We start from the raw sequence: 18,291 nt of genomic DNA on the forward strand, positions 1-18,291 counted from the left end.
CCTTACGAGCCGCCGGTCGCCTCGTCCAGCAGCAGATACAGCAGACCGACCAGGCTGCCACTGCTGACGATCTCGCGACGGTCGATCATGCCCCTGATCTCCGAGATCGGAACCCACTCGATTCGGTCTGACTCGTTCAATTCGGTCGGCGGGCCCACGTACGAGGCGGGCTCGGCACGAAAGACGAAGTGCTCGGAATCCGTGATGCCGTTCGCGGGTTGCGCGTACACGAGCGGCTTGACGCCCTTCACCCGCCAGCCGGTCTCCTCCTCGGCCTCGCGGGCAGCAGCCTGCTCCGGGGTCTCGTCGGCCTCGATGAGGCCCATCGGAAGCTCCCAGCCCCAGGTATCGGTGATGAACCGGTGCCGCCACATCATCAGCACGCGTTTCTGGTCGTCGACCACGGCCGCTACGGCCAGGTGCCGCATCCGGACCACATGGTGTTCCCACCGCCGGCCGTCAGGCTGCTGAACGTCGACGAGCCAGAGATTCACCCATGGGTTGTTGTAGATCTGCCGCTCGCCATGGACGGTCCACTGCATGAGCCCAACTCCCTTGTTTCAGTGAAGTATCCAGCATGTCACTTTGACGAGAATCCGACCGCCAGGTTGGGGCATCATCGCCCACGCCGACGAGAGGGAGGAGTTTTCGAGTCAGCAGGCATGACCGTTGAGGTGCTCGGACCTGTAGCCATTGTGCTGCTTGCCCTTGCGGCTGCGAGTCGTCGGCTGGACGCGTTATCGAGCCGCCAGATCAGTACCTGGGCAGGGTGTTCGGCGATGCCGAGTTCACGTCCTTCAGCGGCTGCGGTGAGAACGGAAGCTGGCGAGTGGCTGCCAGCTTCTGCGCGGCGCAAGGCGGCGGTCAAGGCAGGCCACGCGTGGTCGGCCAGGATTCGGTCGACTTGGGCGGGGAGAGTCGCCCGCAGGATGCCTTCGTAGCGCGTGACGGTTTCGGCGGGCGGGGCACGACGGATCAGTTCGGACAGTACGGGTGCAGCCTGTGCCTCGTAGGTACTGCAGAGGCGGGCGTGGGTCTGCCAGGCGGCGGCTGCTTGCTGTTGGTGATCGCGCTGCTCATGCCAGCGGGCGGCGGCGAGGGCCAGGTGGACGGTGGCGGCGAGGACGGCGATGACGAAGTCGCCCGCGCTGTTGGTGCCGTAGAGGAGTTCCTGTCCTGCCTTGCGCAGGGCGTGGCCGACCTGATGGTCTGCGCGGATCATGGACCGGTTGGCGCGATTGAATGCGCTGGCCGCGGCCTGCATCTCCGCTCGCAGCGGGCGGGGCGCATGCAGGGCTGCGGTGTGGAGGAAGTCGCCGAATGCCGCAATTTCGCCCTGAGCCTGGTGCGCGTCGCCGGTCGGGTCCGTGAGGACGGTGTGTGCAGTGCGCAGAGAGCGTTCGGCCTGGCGCCACGGATGTGCCGGTGGCGCGGTCAGCGGGGCGACTGGCTGCGTGGTGAAGCGTTCGCGCAAGCGGTGGATCGACAGGTCAGGGGAGAGTTTGGAGCCACGCGTCCGCCGTCATCACGCTGCGGATCTACGCGCACCTGTGGCCGGGCGAAGAAGACCGCACCCGGTCCTTGATGGACGCCGTTCTCGGCGGCCTGCGGACCGGGTGCGGACCGGTAGGCGACATGACCAGCGAAACCGCAGGTCAGACGGCCTAGCCGGAGATCAAGCCTTCTTGGTCTCCCAGAAGATCTTGTCGATCTCGGCGATCAGGTCGAGCGCCTTCTGGCCCGTGGCCGGGTCCGTGGAGCCCTTCGCGGCCGACAGCGCCTTGAGGGCGTCGTTGACCAGCTGGTGCAGCTCCGGGTACTTCTCGAAGTGCGGGGGCTTGAAGTAGTCGCTCCACAGCACCGAGACGTGGTGCTTGGCGAGCTCGGCGCGCTGCTCCTTGATGACCACCGCGCGGGCCCGGAAGTGCGGGTCCTCGTTGGCCTGGTACTTCTCCTGGACGGCCTTGACGGACTCCGCCTCGATGCGGGCCTGGGCCGGGTCGTACACGCCGCAGGGGAGGTCGCAGTGGGCGCTGACCTTCACCTTGGGGGCAAACAGGCGGGAAAGCATGGGGCTGTCCTTCCTCGTGATCGTCTTCTCAGGTGGGACATTACTCCGTGAGAAGGCTGATTTAGCGGGTGCCCCCATGGGCTTAGGCCAAAAGTCCGGGGTGAGGACGGGACCAGTGGCCGAATGTACGGAACCCTGTGGGGGACGGTGTACTGGACGGACCGGGGAGGTGCCGGAGAGATGCGGGAGGTGCCGGAGGTGCCGGAGGTGACCGATGAGCAGCCCGTACGGGGGCTGGCGGCGCGAGTGCCGTTCCAGGTGGTGGAGGTGACGGGCCCTTCGATGGTGCCCACGCTCCACCACGGGGACTGGCTGCTCGTGCAGTACGGGGCGCCGGTGCGCCCCGGTGACGTGGTGATCCTGCGGCATCCGTTCCAGCAGGACCTGCTGGTGGTCAAGCGGGCCGTGGAGCGGAGGGCCGGCGGCTGGTGGGTGCTGGGTGACAACACCTTCGCGGGCGGTGACAGCACGGACTACGGGACCGTGCCCGAGGAGCTCGTGCTGGCCAGGGTCCGGGCCCGCTACCGGCCGCTGACGAAGGATCAGCGCTCGGTGCGCGGTGTGGTGGTCTGGGCCGTCTCCGCGCTGCGGCCGGTCTCCGCGGCGCGCTCCGTCTCCAGACGCTTCCGGGCCCGGTAGGCGGCCACGTTGGCGCGGGTCGCGCAGCGGTCCGAGCAGTAGCGGCGGGAGCGGTTGGTCGAGGTGTCGAGGTAGGCGTTGCGGCAGGGTGCCGCCTCGCACAGGCCGAGCCGGTCCACGCCGTACGAGGTCAGGTGGAAGGCGAGGCCCATCGCGGCGATCGCGGTGTAGCCCGCCGTGGCGTTGGACGGGTGGTCGGCGAGATGCATGTGCCAGTCCGGCTTGCCGTCCGCGTCCCGGAAGTCATGGCCGGAGATCTGCGGGCTGACGGGGAACTCCAGCAGCAGCGAGTTGAGCAGGTCGACCGCGAGCGTCTCGTCGCCGCCGTCGGCCGCCTCGAAGACCGCGCGCAGCCGGGCCCGTACGGACCGGAAGCGGGTCACGTCCGCGTCGGTGGCCCGCCGTGCCGCCTGCCCGTTGGCGCCGAAGAGCTCGCGCACCGCGTCGACCGAGGTGAGCGAGTCCTTGTTGCGGGCCGGCTCCTCGGTGTTGACCAGACGCACGGCGTAGTCCGAGTAATAGGCCAGTTCCACTTGTAGTCCTTACGGCGTCGGTCTAAGGTCGATGCGGCGAAGATGTAATGGGCTGCTTGATGTCCAGGGTATTACATGGAGGGTTTCGGGTGACGGAGACAGCGACGGGTGCCGACTGGCAGGCCTGGCAGGAGAGCTGGGACCGGCAGCAGGAGTGGTACATGCCCGACCGTGAGGAACGCTTCCGGGTGATGCTCGACATGGTCGAGGCCTTCGCAGGCCCCGAACCGCGGGTGCTCGACCTCGCGTGCGGTACGGGAAGTATTACGGACAGGCTGCTGCGACGGTTCCCGAACGCCACCAGCACCGGCGTCGACCTCGACCCCGCGCTGCTGGCAATCGCCCGCGGCTCCTTCGCCGGCGACGAGCGAGTCACCTTCGTGACCGCCGACCTCAAGGACCCCCGGTGGACGGAGCGGCTGCCCCACGGCTCGTACGACGCCGTGCTCACCGCCACCGCTCTGCACTGGCTGCACAGCGAGCCGCTCACCGCCCTCTACGGGCAGATCGGCGGCCTCGTACGGGACGGCGGCGTGTTCATGAACGCCGACCACATGATCGAGACGGGGACACCCCGGATCAACGCCGCCGAACGCGCCCACCGGCACGCGGTCATGGAGCGGGCCAAGGCCGCCGGGGCCCTGGACTGGGCGGACTGGTGGGCGCTGGCCGCGAAGGACCCGGTACTCGCCGGACCGACCGCCGAGCGGTTCGCGATCTACGGCGAGCACGCCGACGGCGACGTGCCGTCCGCCGCGTGGCACGCGGACACCCTGCGCGCGGCGGGGTTCGCCGAGGCGCGGCCCGTCTGGTCCTCCCCCTCGGACAGTCTGGTGCTCGCGGTCAAGTAGCGGCACCATGCGAGGCGGGGCGGTGCGGACGACGGTCCGTGCCGCCCCGCCAACTTTTTCGGCCACCGGCTGCAACCCGCCCCGCGTCCCACCGCACTGGAAGGGTGAGACGGTCCGCGCCCGCGGACCGGGGGAGGGACGCTGACGATGCGGAGCGATGACGACGCCGCACTGCACGCCTTCGTCGAGAGCAGACGCACCGCCCTGTTCCGCAGCGCGTATCTGCTCTGCGGCGACCGGCACGAGGCCGAGGACCTGGTCCAGGCGACGCTGGTCAAGGTGGTGCTCGGCGGACGGCGGTACGGGCGGCTCGACAACATCGAGGCGTACGCACGCAAGACCCTGGTCAACACGTTCATCGCGGCCCGCCGTCGGTTCTGGCGGCGTGAGCAGTCGTACGGCGAACTGCCCGAACGGGCGGTCCACGCAGCCGATCCGGACACCGGCCTCGCGGTACGGGCGGCACTCGCCCGGCTCACGCCCAGGCAGCGGGCCGTACTGGTGCTGCGCTACTGGGAGGACCTGAGCGTCGAGGCCACGGCCGAACTGCTCGGGATGCGGGAGAACACGGTCAAGAGCCACGCGGCTCGGGGGTTGGCGGCGCTGCGCGCCGAGATGGTGGAGGAATTGGTATGAACGACGTGCGTGAGCTGCTGGGGCGGGCCGCCGAGGACGCGGGGCAGCCCGTCATCAGCACCGAGGTCGTGTACGCGAGGGCGGCCCGGGTGCGCAGGCGCCGGGTGGCCGCGGTGTCGGCCGCGGCGGTGTGCGCGGTCGCGGCGGGAGCGTTCGTGGTGCCCGGACTCGCCGCGGAGCGGACCCCGCAGACCTCGTCGGTGGCGGCCCCGGCCAAGCCCGCCGGCAACAGCGCGCGGGCCGCGAACCTGATCAAGCTGCTGCCCGCCGGCGTCGGCTCGGTCGAACAGGTCTCGCTGGCCGTCATCCTCAAGCAGGCGACGCCGGAGCAGGCCAAGGAGCATCTGTTCGGGCCGCTGGACGGGCAGTACTCGGTCCGCAGGGACGGCGGGGTCGGCTACCTCGTCATCGGGCTCATGGACGCGAAGACGGTGGACAGGAAACTCGGACCCAACCCTCGGGACACCGACCTGTGCAAGAACCGTACCGGGGAGCCGCCCCGTACGGACTGTGTCAGCGAGAAGCGCCCGGACGGCAGCGAACTGACGATCTGGAGCGACTCGATGGACTACGGGGACGGCACGCCCCAGTGGGGTCAGGAGCTCGTGGGCCGGCTCTCGCTCAAGGACGGCGGCCAGCTGGTCATGAGGGCCAGCACGGGCTTCGAGGCCGACACCGCACAGGGGCCGCTGCTGAAGACCCCGCCGCTCACCCATGCGCAGCTGCGCACGCTGATGCTCCGTCCGGAGCTGCTGCCGAAGAAGTGAAGGAGCGGTACGCGCGCGAGGGCGGTACGGACCTGTCGGTCCGTACCGCCCTCGCGCGTAGCCGCTGTGGCCCTGCCGTCGTCCGCGCAGGCGGACGGAGCCGGTTCTACAGGACCTTGGAAAGGAACGACTTCGTCCGGTCGTGCTGAGGGTTGGTCAGGACGTCGCGCGGGTGGCCCGACTCGACCACCACGCCGTCGTCCATGAAGACCAGCGCGTCACCGACCTCGCGGGCGAAGCCCATCTCATGGGTCACGACGATCATCGTCATGCCGTCCTCGGCGAGACCGCGCATGACGTCGAGCACGTCGCCCACCAGCTCGGGGTCGAGCGCCGAAGTGGGCTCGTCGAAGAGCATCAGCTTCGGTTCCATGGCCAGCGCGCGGGCGATGGCCACTCGCTGCTGCTGGCCGCCGGAGAGCTGCGAGGGGTAGTTCTTCGCCTTGTCGGACAGGCCGACCCGGTCCAGGAGCCGTTCCGCGCGGGTCCGGGCGACCGCCTTGGACTCGCCCTTGACCTGGACGGGGGCCTCCATGACGTTCTCGATCGCCGTCATGTGGGGGAACAGGTTGAAGCGTTGGAAGACCATGCCGATGTCCCGGCGCTTCAGGGCGACCTCGCTGTCCTTGAGCTCGTAGAGCTTGTCGCCCTTCTGGCGGTAGCCCACCAGCTCACCGTCGACGGACAGCCGGCCGGCGCTGATCTGCTCCAGATGGTTGATGCACCGCAGGAAGGTCGACTTGCCGGAACCGGACGGGCCGATCAGACAGAAGACCTCGCGCGGGGCGACCTCCAGGTCGATGCCCTTGAGGATGTGCGCGGCGCCGAAGGACTTGTGGACGCCCTCGGCCTTCACCATGGCGGTCATGCCATGCCTCCCTTCGGGCGGCCCAGTGACAGCAGACTGGCCCGGACCTTCTGCATCGGTGTGGGCGGCAGACTGCGGCTGGAGCCGCGCGCGTAGTACCGCTCCAGGTAGTACTGCCCGACGCTCAGCACCGAGGTCATGATCAGGTACCAGGCCGCGGCGAGGAAGTACATCTCCACCGGGGACCCGGAGGACTGTCCGATGTCCTGGGCGTTCTTGAACAGCTCGTAGAACTGCACGGCCGCCACCAGCGACGTGGTCTTGAGCATGTTGATGACCTCGTTGCCGGTCGGCGGCACGATCACCCGCATGGCCTGCGGGATCACGATGCGCCGCAGCGTCTTGCCGTGGCTCATGCCCAGCGCGTGGGACGCCTCCGTCTGGCCCTCGTCGACCGAGAGCAGGCCGGCCCGGCAGATCTCGGCCATGTACGCGGCCTCGTTGAGCCCCAGCCCGAGCAGCGCCGTCAGCAGCGGCGTCATGAAGCTCGACCAGTAGTCCTTGTAGATCGGCCCGAGGTTGATGTACTCGAAGACCAGACCCAGGTTGAACCAGACGAAGAGCTGGACCAGGACCGGCGTGCCGCGGAAGAACCAGATGTAGAACCAGGCGATCGACGACGTCACCGGGTTCTTCGACAGGCGCATGACGGACAGCAGGATGCCGCCGACCACACCGATCACCATCGACAGGGACGTCAGCAGCAGGGTCTGGCCGACGCCGTCGATGATGCGGTCGTCGAAGAAGTACTCCGGGACCGCACCCCAGTTGATCTTGCCCTGGCTGAAGGCGTAGATGATCGCGACGAGTGCGGCGATGGCGACTACGGCCGCGACGTACCGGCCGTAGTGCCGGACCGGGATGGCCTTGATCGCCACGGGCTCTGCCGCCGGAGTGGTGGACGCGGGTGGCAGGTCGTCCGGGCCCGACTTTTCGATGTCAATCACGGCTGATGCCCTTCAGTACCGGATCCGGGTCACGATCCGCCGTTCAGCTTGGCCTCGGTGACCGCACCGGCCTCGACGCCCCACTTGGCGATGATCTTCTCGTACTCGCCGGACTTGATGATCGCGTCCATGGCCGCCTTGACGGCCGCGGTGAGCTCGTCGTTGCCCTTGGCTACGGCGATGCCGTACGGAGCCGCCTCGACCTGGTCGCCGACGATCTGGAAGTCCTTGCCGCCGCCCGAGGTCTTCACCGCGTAGGCCGCTACGGGGAAGTCGGACGAGCCGGCGTCGGCACCGCCGGAGCGCAGCCGGGTCTGGGCCTCGAGGTCGTTGTCGAACGACTCGATGGCGATCTTCTTGCCGCCGGTGCACTTCTTGGACTCGGCCTTGGCCAGGTCGTTCGAGACGGTGTTGCGCTGGACGGCGATCTTCTTGCCGCAGAGGTCGGCCCAGGTCTTGATGCCCTGGTCGTCGCCCTTCTTGGTGTAGATCGAGACACCGGCGGTGAAGTAGTCGATGAAGTCGACGCCCTCGCCGACCTTCTTGCCGGTCTCCGGGTCGATGCCCTCCTGGCGCTCCTTGGAGTCGGTCATCGCCGACATCACCAGGTTGTAGCGCTTGGCGCGCAGACCGGTGACCAGGGTGTCGAAGGTGCCGTTCTCGAACTGGAACTCCACGCCCAGCTCCTTGCCCAGCGCGACCGCGAGGTCGGGGTCGATGCCGACGACCTTGCCGGAATCGTCCTTGAACTCGACCGGCGGGTAGGCGATGTCCGAACCGACCTTGATGACGCCCTTGGCCTTGATGTCCGCGGGGAGGAGGTCGGCAGGGGAGGCGGCCGCCGATGAGCCGTCGCTCGCCTTCGCCGAGGCCGAGTCGTCGGCGTTGTTCTTCGTCTGGTCGCCACAGGCGGTCAGCAGCATGGTGCCGGCGACCGCGATGGCGCCGACCGCGGCAATCCGGGACTTCGCGGTCGTGCGACGAATGGTGCGTGCGGTCATCATCGGGGTCCTCCGGCAGATGAGGGTGGTGTCAGGCGGTAATGGCACACGGCATCGGATGTCGCCGCCTTGTGTGATTACGGCATCTTGCCATTCGGACTAGCCCATTCAGGGGGCAGCGCGTGTCAAAATCGGGTAACGGGACACCCCCGAACCCAGCGGGCCGGCACATCAAGGCCGGACCTTTCTCTGGAATCGCTTCTTCCTGCCGGAAGATCCCCCGCCTTGGCCCTGCTCTGGGCGGGTTTCGTATCGGCTGGCCGACTTGTCTGTATGCCCCACTATGAGTCACATCACCGTGGGCATACCGACTCGTCTGCGGTGCGGCCTGTCCGGTAAGAAGGACGTTTACACCCCTCATCCGGGGACCAGGGCGCGTGTGCGGCGCGCCCGCGCGTATGTACCTCCCCCTGCCGTGGCGGGCCAATCGCCCAGCGCAGGGAACGTACGCGGTGCCCACCCACCCCTCCTCAACCAGGAGTGGCCACCCTCGAACGATGAAGACTTAAGGGGTCAACACCATGGCAGCGGAGATCGTCAATCCTCGCAGCGACAGCAATACAGACAGCAGTGCGGAGAGCGCCGTCGACGAGCCGTTCGATCCGGCCTTCGCGCTCCATCGCGGCGGGAAGATGGCCGTGCAGGCCACCGTCCCGATCCGGGACAAGGACGACCTGTCCCTCGCGTACACGCCCGGCGTGGCGAAGGTGTGCAGCGCGATCGCCGAGAATCCCGAACTCGTCCACGACTACACCTGGAAGTCCCAGGTCGTCGCCGTCGTGACGGACGGCACCGCGGTGCTCGGTCTCGGCGACATCGGTCCCGAGGCCTCCCTCCCCGTGATGGAGGGCAAGGCGATCCTGTTCAAGCAGTTCGGCGGCGTGGACGCGGTGCCGATCGCGCTCGCGACCACCGACGCGGACGAGATCGTGGAGACCGTCGTCAGGCTCGCCCCGTCCTTCGGCGGCGTGAACCTGGAGGACATCTCGGCGCCGCGCTGCTTCGAGATCGAGCGCAAGCTCCAGGAGCGGCTCGACATCCCCGTCTTCCACGACGACCAGCACGGCACGGCCGTGGTCACCCTCGCCGCCCTGCGCAACGCCGCGAAGCTGTCCGGGCGCGGCCTGGGCGAGCTGCGCGGCGTCATCTCGGGTGCGGGCGCGGCCGGCGTGGCCATCGCCAAGTTCCTGCTGGAGGCGGGGCTCGGCGACGTCGCCGTCGCCGACCGCAAGGGCATCGTCAGCCGGGACCGCGAGGACCTGACCGACGTCAAGCGGGAGCTGGCCGAACTCACCAACAAGGCCGGGATCTCGGGGTCCCTGGCGGACGCGCTCGCCGGTGCGGACCTCTTCGTCGGTGTCTCCGGCGGTACGGTCCCGGAGCAGGCCGTCGCCTCGATGGCGCCCGGCGCCTTCGTCTTCGCCATGGCGAACCCGAACCCCGAGGTGCACCCCGACATCGCGCACAAGTACGCGGCAGTCGTGGCGACCGGGCGTTCGGACTACCCGAACCAGATCAACAACGTGCTGGCGTTCCCGGGCATCTTCGCGGGCGCGCTCCAGGTGCGGGCGTCGCGGATCACCGAGGGCATGAAGATCGCCGCGGCGAACGCGCTGGCCGATGTGGTGGGCGACGAGCTGGCCGCCGACTACGTGATCCCGTCGCCGTTCGACGAGCGGGTGGCCCCCGCGGTCACGGCCGCCGTGGCCGCGGCGGCGCGGGCGGAGGGCGTGGCCCGGCGCTGATGTTCCGAGGCGGGGGTCCGGGGCAGCGCCTTTTCGCGGGCGCTGTTCCCGGGCCCCCGCTTCTCGATTGCCGGAGGGGCTTCAAGGCCGGCCTCGCCGGCGGCTGAGGCCAAGAGTCCGGGGCGGAGCCCGGTGAGCGGAGGGGGCGGGGGACAAGCCCGCAGCTCCCCACTTCGTCTCGCCCCCTCACGCGAGGACGGGGCGGGCGGGGGACAAGCCCGCCGCAGGCGCGACCGCTCCCGCAGCCGCCACCCCGTCTCACCCCGTCACGCGCGGTGCGTGTCACACCCGCAGCCGGTTACGTCCGGCCACGGCCCCGCCTATCGTCGGGCCCATGTTCGCCGCCTACGCATCCCGCCTCGACCGCGACCACCCCCTCAACGGCCTTGAGCTGGGCGAACGCCCAGCTCCCGGGGCGCGTCCGGGGTGGACCACCGTCAACGTCCGCGCCGCCTCCCTCAACCACCACGACCTCTGGTCCCTGCGCGGCGTCGGCCTCGCCGAGGACAAGCTGCCGATGATCCTCGGCTGCGACGCCGCGGGCATCGACCAGGACGGCAACGAGGTCGTCCTGCACTCCGTCATCGGACAGACCGGACACGGTGTCGGCCCGGACGAGCCCCGCTCCATCCTCACCGAGCGCTACCAGGGCACCTTCGCCGAGCAGGTCACCGTCCCCAGCTGGAACGTGCTGCCCAAGCCGAAGGAGCTCACCTTCGAGCAGGCCGCCTGTCTGCCCACCGCATGGCTGACCGCGTACCGCATGCTCTTCACCAACGCCGGGGTGCGGCCCGGCGACTCCGTGCTGGTGCAGGGCGCCGGCGGCGGTGTCGCGACCGCCGCGATCGTCCTCGGCCGGGCCGCCGGGCTGCGGATCTACGCCACCAGCCGGGACGAGGCCAAGCGGAAGCGGGCCGTCGAGCTCGGCGCGATCGAGGCGTACGAACCGGGCGCGCGGCTGCCCCACCGGGTCGACGCCGTCATCGAGACCGTCGGCGCCGCCACCTGGTCGCACTCCGTCAAGTCCCTGCGCCCCGGCGGCACGCTGGTCATCTCCGGTGCCACCAGCGGTGACCGGCCCTCGCACGCAGAGCTGACCCGCATCTTCTTCCTGGAGCTGAAGGTGGTCGGCTCGACCATGGGGTCCAAGGACGAGCTGGAGGACCTGCTGGCGTTCTGCGCGACGACGGGGGTGCGCCCCGTCATCGACGAGGTGCTGCCGCTGGACCGCGCCCGCGAGGGGTTCGCGCGGCTGGCGTCGGGTGACCAGTTCGGGAAGATCGTGCTGACTGTCAACTAGGGTTGACATGCGTGATGGTGTCAACATAAGTTGACACCATGACCGAAGCAACGGATCTGGCCGAGCGTGCCGGCGACCGTGACCCCCGGGTGGGGCTGCGGTCGGTCGCCGCGCTGCGAAGACTGCTGGAGCAGCTCGAAGCCGTACAAGTCGGAAGCGCCCGTGTCCAGGGCTGGTCGTGGCAGGAGATCGCGGCCGAACTGGGCGTCAGCCGGCAGGCCGTGCACAAGAAGTACGGGAGGCATTGATGTTCGAGCGATTCACCAAGGGTGCCCGCGCCACCGTGACCGGTGCCGTGACACATGCCGAACGGGCCGATGCCGGTTCGGTCACCGAGGAACACCTGCTGCTCGCCCTGCTGGACCAGGAGGGCAGCCGGGCGTCGTTCGCCGTCGCCGCGCTGGGTCTCACGGACCGCAGGGCGTCGGTGGAGGCGGCGCTGTTCGAGGCGCGCAGGCGCGGCGGCATGACGAGGGCCGATGCCGACGCACTCGCGGACATCGGCATCGATCTCACCGCGATCGTCTCGCGCGTCGAGGAGACGCACGGCGAGGGGGCTCTGCGGGGTGACCACAAGGGCGGGCGCCGCTGGTCGGGCAGTCCCGGGTTCACCCGGGGGGCCAAGAAGATCCTGGAGAGGTCGCTGCGGATCGCGCTCGGCCGCGGCGACCGTTTCATCGGCGAGGAGCACCTCCTGCTGGCCCTCACCGCGTCCCCCGGAGTCGTCGCCGACGTGCTCGCCGAGCACGGCGCCACGTACGAGACGGTCAACCGTGCGCTGTACGGGGAAGGCGGAGCGGGGCAGGACCGCAAGGCGGGCTGAACGGCGGGCTCGAAGCGGCGGGCGGGCGGACCGGGGGCGTCCCCCGGTCCACCCGCCCGTGCCCCGGCTTCACTTCGTGCTGCCGCCGGTGTTCCCGCGCAGCAGTGCCCCGATGTGGGCGGCCGCCGTCGACAGGTGGCGGCGGGCCTCCGCGAGCTGGTCCTCGGTCACCCCCCGGTCCCTGGCCGCATCGCGGATGTCGTCGCGGAACCGGTCGAGCAGACGGTCCAGATCGCGGGCCGGGTCGCCGGTGCCGCCCGCGTCCTTGCCCCAGTCGGGGTCGGCGTCGGCGGTCTCCGGCTTCACGTACGGGGGCCAGTTGCCGGTACGGGCGAAGCCGCCCAGCTGGCCGGTGATCTCGGCCAGCCCTTCCCGTACGCCCGCGGGCCAGTCGCCCCGGGCGAAGTGGTCCTGGACCTGACGGGCGGCGTTCTGCATCTGCTCGCGCGCCCTGTCCTGGGCCTCCTTGGCCTGACGGCGGGCCTGCTGGGCCTCCTCGCGGGCACGGCGGGACTCGTCCTTCGCCCGGCGGGCCTGCTCCTTCCACTCCTGCTTCGCCTTGCGCAGCTCCTCCTTCGCGGTGCGCCAGGCCTCCTTGTCACCGAAGTCGCCGAAGTCACCGAAGTCGCCGAGGCCGCCGAAGGGGGACGCCTTGCCCGCCTTGCCGCCCGGCCGGGAAGAGCCCGTGTGCCGTGACTCGTCGGCCGCGGCGCGCATCTCGCTGCGCAGCTTGCCCGCCGCGCCCCTGACGTCGTCGCGCATCTCGGCGGCCAGTTCGGAGACCGACTCCCTGATCTCGAGCTCCAGATCGGCGAGTTCGCCGGTGCGGCCCGCCAGTTCGGCGCGGCCGGCGTCGGTGATCGAGTAGACCTTGCGGCCGCCCTCGGTGGCATGCGTGACCAGGCCCTCGGCCTCCAGCTTGGCCAGGCGCGGGTAGACGGTGCCCGCCGAAGGGGCGTACAGCCCCTGGAAGCGTTCTTCGAGGAGCCTGATCACCTCGTAGCCGTGACGGGGGGCTTCGTCGAGCAGCTTCAGCAGGTAGAGGCGCAGGCGGCCATGGGCGAATACGGGGGGCATGTCAGAGCACCTTTCCGGTCGGCTCGGCGTCGCGCGGACCGTCCTCGGCCGGTGGGCGGCGCAGCAGGGCGATCGATCCCGAGACCGTCGTCGCCTTCAGTGTCCCGGCTCCGGAACCCAGCGTGCCGGTTATCTTCTTCGCGCCCCACTGGCCGCTGACCCGGAGATCCTCGAAGCCGTTGGAGACGGAGCCGCTCGCGGTGTTCGCCTCGACCCTCGCGTCGGCCGGGTGCGGCAGGCGGATGGCGAGCTCGCCGGAGACCGTGGCCAGCCGGACGTCGGTGGGCTTTCCGGCCGGATCCAGGTCGAGCACCATGTTGCCGCTGACCGAATCGGCCTTCACGGACGCCCCGGCGCCCTCGACGACCGTCAGGTCGCCGGAGACCGAGTGGAAGCGCAGGTCGCCGGTGACGGCCTGGGCCTCGACGTTGCCGGAGACGGTCTCCGCGCCGACCGGGCCGGCGAGCCCGACGAGTGTGGTGTCACCCGTGACGCCGCGCACGTCCGTGCGGCCGCGGACCCCGGAGACGAAGGCGCCCGCGCCGACCACGCCGACCTCCACCGCCGAGCCGGCCGGGACCGCGAGCGAGACGACCGCGCGGCGGTGCCAGCCCTTGCGGTCCAGCCACTTGAGCATGTTCTGCCAGGCCAGGTCCTCGTACGAGACGGTCAGGACGCCGTCCTGCTGCGTGACGATCAGCGGTGGCCCCTCGATGTCGGAGACCTCCAGCCTGGCGGTCGGCTCGTCGGTGCCGACGACGTTGACCGTTCCGTTGACGATGCGCACGCTGAGCGCCGTCACGGGTTCGTCGAAGGTGAGCTTGCGAGGCTCGGCGATGGCCCACGTCGACACAGGCATGGATCTGACCTCCTGGGGAGCGCGGATGACGCAACATATCGCGTCTCTTGCGGAACACGATATATCGCGGATTGTGGAAGTCAAGGCAGTCGTGGCGGCCCGCCGGGGATGCGGTGGCGCGATTGTCGGGGTGAAACGCATCAGAACGGGGCAATCTGCCCTACGGTGTGGGGCATGGACGCGACATCACCCGTGGGAGCACTGCTGCTGTGCCGGGCCGAACCGGATACGGTCCGGCCGGTCGCTCAATTGCTGCGTGAGCGGATGGTGCTCACACCCGCCGGAGAGGGCTGGAGCGTCCTCGTGCCGGAGGGAACGCCGTGGCACGGCGGACAGCCGGAACCGGGGGAGGCCGCCGAGCCCGTCGACCGGGTGGTCGGCGGCTGGGCCACCGCGCTCGCGGTCGGTTCCACCTGGCCGGTCCTGGCGCTGTGGTGGGACGGCGACCGGGCCGGGTACACGCTCGCGGCGGGATTCCGCCGCCCCGTGGGCTACGTCTGGCTCGCCGACGGGACTCCGGCCGGTGAGGACGAGGCGATGCGTACGTTCGCCGAGCGGCTCGGTCTCGATCCCGTGCTGGACGTCCAGGCCCTCGAAGCCCTGACCCGTCCCGATCCGGAGACGGACGCCAGGGCCCGGCTCCGCGGACTGCTCGCCGTGCTCACCCGCATCGGGCTGGAGCTCCCGCCGGGCCTCGACCCCGGCGAGCCCTCCGGCCGGCTGACCGCGGGGGCCGACGTGTGGCCGGAGGCGGAGCGGATCGCCTGGAGCGGCTGGCGCGACGCGGTGAAGGTCGAACTCGAAGCGGTCGAGAGCAGCCGCCTGGGCCCCTGGATGCGCGGGCCCAGAGCTCGCGCCCTGGCGGGCGCCCAGCTGGCGGCGGGGCTCCCGATCGCCCTCTGGGGAGCGGGCCGGCGCAGTGGCGGGTGGGTCTTCGCCGGGGCGCTGCTGATGGTGCACGGCGCGCTCGGGCTCGCGTACGACCGGATCAGGGACGACGAGCCGGGGGAGGGGCCGGCCGGCCCCTGAGTGTCCCGCGGCGTTCGGTCCTCGTCCCGGTGATCAGTCCTCTTCGTCCTCGTCGTCCAGCCGGGCCAGCCAGGTGGCGAGGCGCTCGACCGGCACCTCGAAGTCGGGGTTCAGATCGACGAAGGTGCGCAGCTGCTCGGCGAGCCACTCGAACGTGACCTCTTCCTCGCCTCGCCGCTTCTCCAGCTCCTCGATACCGCGGTCGGTGAAGTACATGCCGCAAGTTTAACGACCTGATCAGACTCCCCGTCGCGCGCCGGGTCGTACGCCCTGGTGGCAGCTCTGCCGCGGCCGGGAGAGGGCGCTGCGGCGGCGCGGAGAAGGCCCGGAGGTGACCCTGCGGCGGTCCGGCGGAGGCCCGGAGGTCCGGTCGAGAACCGGGCCGACACCCCTCCGCGTCATGGTCCATGCACCTCGCATCGGCCGCCTGCGGCCGTTAACCTGCGGGTAGTTGGGGAACTGGGGGGTTTCATGGACGACAGTGGCGCCCGTATTACGCGCATTGAGATGCCGGACGGCACACCGGTCTGGGCGAGGATCTCCGGAGCCGAGGAGCTGGACCGCCCGGAGTCCGGTGGTCTGACGTTCACGGACACCGGTTTCGGGAACCTCACCGACCAGGTGCAGGCACGGGTCGAGAGCCTGCACGCCGTGGTGACCAGCGTCGCGCGCTCGCTCGCGGTGCCGCTGCGTGCGGTGCGGCCGGACGAGGTCAGCGTCGAGTTCGGGATCGAGCTCACCGCCAAGTCGGGCAAGGTCGTCGGACTGCTCGCGGACGGCGAGGCCAAGGGGGCGATCAAGGTCACGCTCACGTGGAACGGCGGTGGGCCACCGGTGGATCCGCCCGCGCCGGCACCTGTTCCCGTACCCGCTCAGGCGCCCGCCCCCGCGGTGCCGCCCGTTCCGTTCGCGCCCCCGGCGCCACCGGCGCCCGCACCCGGATCGCCGCACGCCGGGGCAGCCCCCGGCGCACCGGTACGCCCTGACGGCGCGGACGACACCGACGGCGGCGGGGCGTGACCTCGGACACCGGCGGGGGCGCAGAGGGGGGCCAGGGGCAGCCGGACACTGCGCTCATGGGCCTCGTGGAGGACGCCACCGTACGCATCCATCGCCCGGCGGCCGGGTATGCCCCTGACGGACCGGGCGGGCAGTCCCCGGGAGGGGAGTTCCTGGGGAGCGGATTCTTCATCGCTCCGAGCTGGATCCTGACGTGCGCCCACGTGGCCATGCGGGGGGAGGGGGGTGTGGTGAACGTGGTGTTCAAGGAGGACCGGTACACCGGCAAGCTGGCCGAGGTTCCCGGCAGAGTCGTCGTCGCCATGCCGGGCACCCGGCCGCCGGGGGCCACCGGCTGGCCCGCCCCCGACCTCGCGCTCATCCAGCTCCGGCGGCCCGTCGAGCACGCCTGCGTGTACGTCACCGAGCGTTCCGGGGCCCTGCTCCGCGGCAGCGACATCCGCTGCGTGGGATGGGTCAACTCACCGGGGGGCGGCCTGAAGCTGCGCAACGGCTCCTACCGGGTGAACGGCTCCTACGGCGCCGCGGACGACGTGGAACAGGTCGTCCTGCTCGACGAGGGCTGGCTGGAGCCGGGCATGTCCGGCGGCCCCGTGATCGACTTCGCCCGGGGCGAGGTGGTCGGGGTGGTCAAGTCGCGGCTGGACCGGCAGCAGGGCGGCACGGCCGTCGGGATCGAGCGGCTGCGCACCCTGGAGGTGCCGTCCACCCCCATCGAGACCGAGACCGACGACATCTACCAGTCCGTCTTCCACGCCCACGACCGCTACCACGCCGACCGGCACAACAGCGCGGTCGGCACCGAGCGGACCTGGACCGATGTGCAGAGCGAACGCCCGGCACCCCCCGGCGGCATCCTCGGCCCCCGACTGCGTGCGGCCCTGCTCGGGCGGCTCGCCGAGCTCCCGCCACCGGCCAGTACCCGCAGCCTGCTCGCCCTCCTCGACGGCCTGCCCGGCGTCTACTCCCGCGACCACCGGCCGGCCCCCCGCGGCTGGCGTGACGGCCTGGGGGTGCTCTACGACACCCGCGTACGCGACCGGCAGGCCAGGTTCGGCCTGATCGTGCGTTACTGCATGGGCGTCCTCACGGCGGACCGGCCCTGCGGACAGCTCTCCGTCACGAACGCCAAGGAGCTGTGGGGGTGGGTGAAGCAGGTCGCCGATGTCGAACTGCCCCGGGACCAGCGTCGGCAGCTCGACATGGAGTGGGCGGGCATACGCCTGCGCCTGGAGCAGAACCGTCAGCAGGCGGCCCGCACACCTGTGAGCGAACCCGTCCTGTACGGGGAACGCGACAGTGTCGTGCTGAGCGTGGAACTCCAGGGCTGGGCCCGCGACCAGTACGACTGGCGGGTCGCCGTCGACCGGCAGGCCTCGGGGGCGGAGCCCATCGACGTGGACAGCCGCGGCGCCCCGCTCGGCACCGTTCCCGACCGGCTCGCCGCCGCGCTCGCCGAGGCCTTCCGGCGGTGCGACGAACCGGGCAGTCCGGCGATGCTCCAAGTGGTCGTGGCGCCCGCGCTGTTCGGACTTCCGGTGGACGACTGGGTGCTCCCCTCGAACGGGCTGCCGCTCGGAGCCGTACGTCCGGTGGTCCTGCGCAGCTCCTACCAGCGGCCGGACGACGGGCTTCCGGCACGCCGGGATGCCGGGCCGGTGACAGGGATCCGTGCCGAGGTCTTCGACTGCCAGGACGATCGGCGCGTGCGTGTACCGGACGTGACGCGGCTGCGCGGCCTGGCGGACGACACCGTGCCGGTCCTCTGCCGCTACGGCAGCCGGCCGGACTCCGACATCACGGCCGGGGTGGTGCGGCTGATCGACACCGGTTTCGGGGCCGCCCTGCTGCAGCGGCGTCCCGTGGAGGCCGACGCGGTGTGCAGGGAATTCCACCGACGCGTGGCCGAGGCGGTGTCGGACGCCCGCACCGTGGACCGGCTGCCCTGGAAGATCCATGAGCTGAGAAGGGGAGTGGGGGCGGGCCGTACGGAAATGTTCTGGTCCGACGGAGTCGCCCTGTACTACGAAGATCCGAACCGCGTACTGCCGGATTCCGGCGAGTTCCTGGAGGCGCCGTGAAAAGACGGGTCCGTCATCACCCGAAGGGCCGTGCCGGTCCACCC

At 70.5% G+C, this 18,291-nt stretch carries 21 protein-coding genes and 1 pseudogene; 12 read left to right on the forward strand and 10 right to left on the reverse strand.

Going from position 1 to position 18,291, the window contains the following annotated elements:
* Positions 1-2: 2 nt before the first annotated feature.
* Both ABT025_RS06620 and ABT025_RS06625 read right to left on the reverse strand, forming a co-directional pair.
* A complete protein-coding gene (locus ABT025_RS06620) occupies positions 3-542 on the reverse strand; it encodes an NUDIX hydrolase (protein WP_350990596.1) in 540 nt (179 codons plus the stop codon).
* A 74-nt stretch (positions 543-616) separates the two neighbouring features.
* Positions 617-1,474: a hypothetical protein gene (locus tag ABT025_RS06625; RefSeq protein ID WP_350990598.1), complete on the reverse strand. Its 858-nt coding sequence runs from the start codon at positions 1,472-1,474 to the stop codon at positions 617-619.
* On the opposite strand from ABT025_RS06625, the pseudogene ABT025_RS06630 reads away from it, so the two are divergent.
* A pseudogene (locus ABT025_RS06630) lies at positions 1,471-1,668 on the forward strand (tyrosine-type recombinase/integrase); the annotation flags it as partial. The gene ABT025_RS06625 and the pseudogene ABT025_RS06630 sit on opposite strands and share 4 nt — an antisense overlap.
* 7 nt (positions 1,669-1,675) lie before the next feature.
* Here the strand turns inward: ABT025_RS06630 and sodN are convergent.
* Complete coding sequence (gene sodN, locus ABT025_RS06635) at positions 1,676-2,071, reverse strand: superoxide dismutase, Ni (RefSeq protein ID WP_219567071.1); 396 nt, start codon at positions 2,069-2,071, stop codon at positions 1,676-1,678.
* A 180-nt stretch (positions 2,072-2,251) separates the two neighbouring features.
* On the opposite strand from sodN, the gene sodX reads away from it, so the two are divergent.
* Positions 2,252-2,710, forward strand: coding sequence for a nickel-type superoxide dismutase maturation protease (sodX, locus tag ABT025_RS06640; protein ID WP_350990847.1), 459 nt, complete (start codon positions 2,252-2,254; stop codon positions 2,708-2,710).
* Here sodX and ABT025_RS06645 read toward each other — a convergent pair.
* A complete protein-coding gene (locus ABT025_RS06645) occupies positions 2,614-3,243 on the reverse strand; it encodes a CGNR zinc finger domain-containing protein (protein ID WP_350990600.1) in 630 nt (209 codons plus the stop codon). The genes sodX and ABT025_RS06645 overlap by 97 nt on opposite strands.
* 59 nt (positions 3,244-3,302) lie before the next feature.
* Between ABT025_RS06645 and ABT025_RS06650 the strand changes: the two genes are divergently transcribed.
* The 3 genes from ABT025_RS06650 (at position 3,303) to ABT025_RS06660 (ending at position 5,497) form a co-directional block, all read left to right on the forward strand.
* Positions 3,303-4,094 (forward strand): class I SAM-dependent methyltransferase, encoded by a 792-nt coding sequence (locus ABT025_RS06650; RefSeq protein ID WP_350990602.1) that lies wholly within the window; start codon positions 3,303-3,305, stop codon positions 4,092-4,094.
* A 147-nt stretch (positions 4,095-4,241) separates the two neighbouring features.
* A complete protein-coding gene (locus tag ABT025_RS06655) occupies positions 4,242-4,730 on the forward strand; it encodes a SigE family RNA polymerase sigma factor (RefSeq protein WP_350990604.1) in 489 nt (162 codons plus the stop codon).
* The gene (locus tag ABT025_RS06660; protein ID WP_350990606.1) at positions 4,727-5,497 is read left to right on the forward strand and encodes a hypothetical protein; all 771 of its coding nucleotides are present in this window, start codon (positions 4,727-4,729) and stop codon (positions 5,495-5,497) included. The genes ABT025_RS06655 and ABT025_RS06660 overlap by 4 nt, the downstream gene beginning before the upstream one ends.
* Before the next feature lie 106 nt (positions 5,498-5,603).
* Here the strand turns inward: ABT025_RS06660 and ABT025_RS06665 are convergent, their stop codons facing one another.
* Genes ABT025_RS06665 through ABT025_RS06675 form a run of 3 tightly spaced genes read right to left on the reverse strand, consistent with a single transcriptional unit; the run spans position 5,604 to position 8,313 of the window.
* Positions 5,604-6,365 (reverse strand): amino acid ABC transporter ATP-binding protein, encoded by a 762-nt coding sequence (locus tag ABT025_RS06665; RefSeq protein WP_350990608.1) that lies wholly within the window; start codon positions 6,363-6,365, stop codon positions 5,604-5,606.
* Complete coding sequence (locus ABT025_RS06670) at positions 6,362-7,312, reverse strand: amino acid ABC transporter permease (protein ID WP_350990610.1); 951 nt, start codon at positions 7,310-7,312, stop codon at positions 6,362-6,364. The genes ABT025_RS06665 and ABT025_RS06670 overlap by 4 nt, the downstream gene beginning before the upstream one ends.
* A gap of 29 nt (positions 7,313-7,341) precedes the next feature.
* On the reverse strand, positions 7,342-8,313 hold the full coding sequence (locus ABT025_RS06675; protein ID WP_350990612.1) for an ABC transporter substrate-binding protein: 972 nt from the start codon (positions 8,311-8,313) through the stop codon (positions 7,342-7,344).
* 521 nt (positions 8,314-8,834) lie between these two features.
* Between ABT025_RS06675 and ABT025_RS06680 the strand changes: the two genes are divergently transcribed.
* The 4 genes from ABT025_RS06680 to ABT025_RS06695 all read left to right on the forward strand — a co-directional run bounded on the left by ABT025_RS06680 (position 8,835) and on the right by ABT025_RS06695 (position 12,181).
* Positions 8,835-10,058 (forward strand): NAD(P)-dependent malic enzyme, encoded by a 1,224-nt coding sequence (locus ABT025_RS06680; protein WP_350990614.1) that lies wholly within the window; start codon positions 8,835-8,837, stop codon positions 10,056-10,058.
* 334 nt (positions 10,059-10,392) lie between these two features.
* On the forward strand, positions 10,393-11,358 hold the full coding sequence (locus tag ABT025_RS06685) for a zinc-binding dehydrogenase (protein WP_350990616.1): 966 nt from the start codon (positions 10,393-10,395) through the stop codon (positions 11,356-11,358).
* 38 nt (positions 11,359-11,396) lie between these two features.
* Positions 11,397-11,606 (forward strand): helix-turn-helix domain-containing protein, encoded by a 210-nt coding sequence (locus tag ABT025_RS06690; RefSeq protein WP_330829451.1) that lies wholly within the window; start codon positions 11,397-11,399, stop codon positions 11,604-11,606.
* Positions 11,606-12,181 (forward strand): Clp protease N-terminal domain-containing protein, encoded by a 576-nt coding sequence (locus tag ABT025_RS06695; RefSeq protein WP_350990618.1) that lies wholly within the window; start codon positions 11,606-11,608, stop codon positions 12,179-12,181. The genes ABT025_RS06690 and ABT025_RS06695 overlap by 1 nt, the downstream gene beginning before the upstream one ends.
* A gap of 69 nt (positions 12,182-12,250) precedes the next feature.
* Here the strand turns inward: ABT025_RS06695 and ABT025_RS06700 are convergent, their stop codons facing one another.
* Positions 12,251-13,258, reverse strand: a complete 1,008-nt coding sequence (locus ABT025_RS06700) for a PadR family transcriptional regulator (protein WP_350990622.1) — start codon at positions 13,256-13,258, stop codon at positions 12,251-12,253.
* 1 nt (position 13,259) lies between these two features.
* Positions 13,260-14,117, reverse strand: coding sequence for a DUF4097 family beta strand repeat-containing protein (locus ABT025_RS06705; protein ID WP_350990624.1), 858 nt, complete (start codon positions 14,115-14,117; stop codon positions 13,260-13,262).
* A 174-nt stretch (positions 14,118-14,291) separates the two neighbouring features.
* Between ABT025_RS06705 and ABT025_RS06710 the strand changes: the two genes are divergently transcribed.
* On the forward strand, positions 14,292-15,146 hold the full coding sequence (locus tag ABT025_RS06710) for a hypothetical protein (RefSeq protein ID WP_350990625.1): 855 nt from the start codon (positions 14,292-14,294) through the stop codon (positions 15,144-15,146).
* A gap of 33 nt (positions 15,147-15,179) precedes the next feature.
* Here ABT025_RS06710 and ABT025_RS06715 read toward each other — a convergent pair whose 3' ends face one another.
* Positions 15,180-15,362 carry a DUF6104 family protein gene (locus tag ABT025_RS06715; protein ID WP_150207449.1) on the reverse strand — a complete coding sequence of 61 codons (183 nt, stop codon included), beginning with the start codon at positions 15,360-15,362 and terminating at the stop codon, positions 15,180-15,182.
* A gap of 255 nt (positions 15,363-15,617) precedes the next feature.
* Here ABT025_RS06715 and ABT025_RS06720 point away from each other — a divergent pair, with 255 nt between their 5' ends.
* The gene (locus ABT025_RS06720) at positions 15,618-16,166 is read left to right on the forward strand and encodes a CU044_2847 family protein (RefSeq protein WP_350990626.1); all 549 of its coding nucleotides are present in this window, start codon (positions 15,618-15,620) and stop codon (positions 16,164-16,166) included.
* Positions 16,167-16,222: 56 nt separating this feature from the next.
* Positions 16,223-18,247 carry a VMAP-C domain-containing protein gene (locus tag ABT025_RS06725; RefSeq protein ID WP_350990627.1) on the forward strand — a complete coding sequence of 675 codons (2,025 nt, stop codon included), beginning with the start codon at positions 16,223-16,225 and terminating at the stop codon, positions 18,245-18,247.
* Positions 18,248-18,291: the final 44 nt, after the last annotated feature.

Source organism: Streptomyces sp. NPDC002809 (genome assembly GCF_040295435.1).
In the GTDB taxonomy this organism is placed as follows: domain Bacteria; phylum Actinomycetota; class Actinomycetes; order Streptomycetales; family Streptomycetaceae; genus Streptomyces.

What these genes read in the sequence shown, in the direction of transcription:
- ABT025_RS06620 (WP_350990596.1), bottom strand. Translation starts at nt 542, where the DNA reads ATGCAGTGGACCGTCCATGGCGAGCGGCAGATCTACAACAACCCATGG.
- sodN (WP_219567071.1), bottom strand. Translation starts at nt 2,071, where the DNA reads ATGCTTTCCCGCCTGTTTGCCCCCAAGGTGAAGGTCAGCGCCCACTGC.
- sodX (WP_350990847.1), top strand. Translation starts at nt 2,252, where the DNA reads ATGCGGGAGGTGCCGGAGGTGCCGGAGGTGACCGATGAGCAGCCCGTA.
- ABT025_RS06650 (WP_350990602.1), top strand. Translation starts at nt 3,303, where the DNA reads ATGTCCAGGGTATTACATGGAGGGTTTCGGGTGACGGAGACAGCGACG.
- ABT025_RS06655 (WP_350990604.1), top strand. Translation starts at nt 4,242, where the DNA reads ATGCGGAGCGATGACGACGCCGCACTGCACGCCTTCGTCGAGAGCAGA.
- ABT025_RS06660 (WP_350990606.1), top strand. Translation starts at nt 4,727, where the DNA reads ATGAACGACGTGCGTGAGCTGCTGGGGCGGGCCGCCGAGGACGCGGGG.
- ABT025_RS06665 (WP_350990608.1), bottom strand. Translation starts at nt 6,365, where the DNA reads ATGACCGCCATGGTGAAGGCCGAGGGCGTCCACAAGTCCTTCGGCGCC.
- ABT025_RS06675 (WP_350990612.1), bottom strand. Translation starts at nt 8,313, where the DNA reads ATGACCGCACGCACCATTCGTCGCACGACCGCGAAGTCCCGGATTGCC.
- ABT025_RS06680 (WP_350990614.1), top strand. Translation starts at nt 8,835, where the DNA reads ATGGCAGCGGAGATCGTCAATCCTCGCAGCGACAGCAATACAGACAGC.
- ABT025_RS06685 (WP_350990616.1), top strand. Translation starts at nt 10,393, where the DNA reads ATGTTCGCCGCCTACGCATCCCGCCTCGACCGCGACCACCCCCTCAAC.
- ABT025_RS06690 (WP_330829451.1), top strand. Translation starts at nt 11,397, where the DNA reads ATGACCGAAGCAACGGATCTGGCCGAGCGTGCCGGCGACCGTGACCCC.
- ABT025_RS06695 (WP_350990618.1), top strand. Translation starts at nt 11,606, where the DNA reads ATGTTCGAGCGATTCACCAAGGGTGCCCGCGCCACCGTGACCGGTGCC.
- ABT025_RS06700 (WP_350990622.1), bottom strand. Translation starts at nt 13,258, where the DNA reads ATGCCCCCCGTATTCGCCCATGGCCGCCTGCGCCTCTACCTGCTGAAG.
- ABT025_RS06705 (WP_350990624.1), bottom strand. Translation starts at nt 14,117, where the DNA reads ATGCCTGTGTCGACGTGGGCCATCGCCGAGCCTCGCAAGCTCACCTTC.
- ABT025_RS06710 (WP_350990625.1), top strand. Translation starts at nt 14,292, where the DNA reads ATGGACGCGACATCACCCGTGGGAGCACTGCTGCTGTGCCGGGCCGAA.
- ABT025_RS06715 (WP_150207449.1), bottom strand. Translation starts at nt 15,362, where the DNA reads ATGTACTTCACCGACCGCGGTATCGAGGAGCTGGAGAAGCGGCGAGGC.
- ABT025_RS06720 (WP_350990626.1), top strand. Translation starts at nt 15,618, where the DNA reads ATGGACGACAGTGGCGCCCGTATTACGCGCATTGAGATGCCGGACGGC.
- ABT025_RS06725 (WP_350990627.1), top strand. Translation starts at nt 16,223, where the DNA reads ATGGGCCTCGTGGAGGACGCCACCGTACGCATCCATCGCCCGGCGGCC.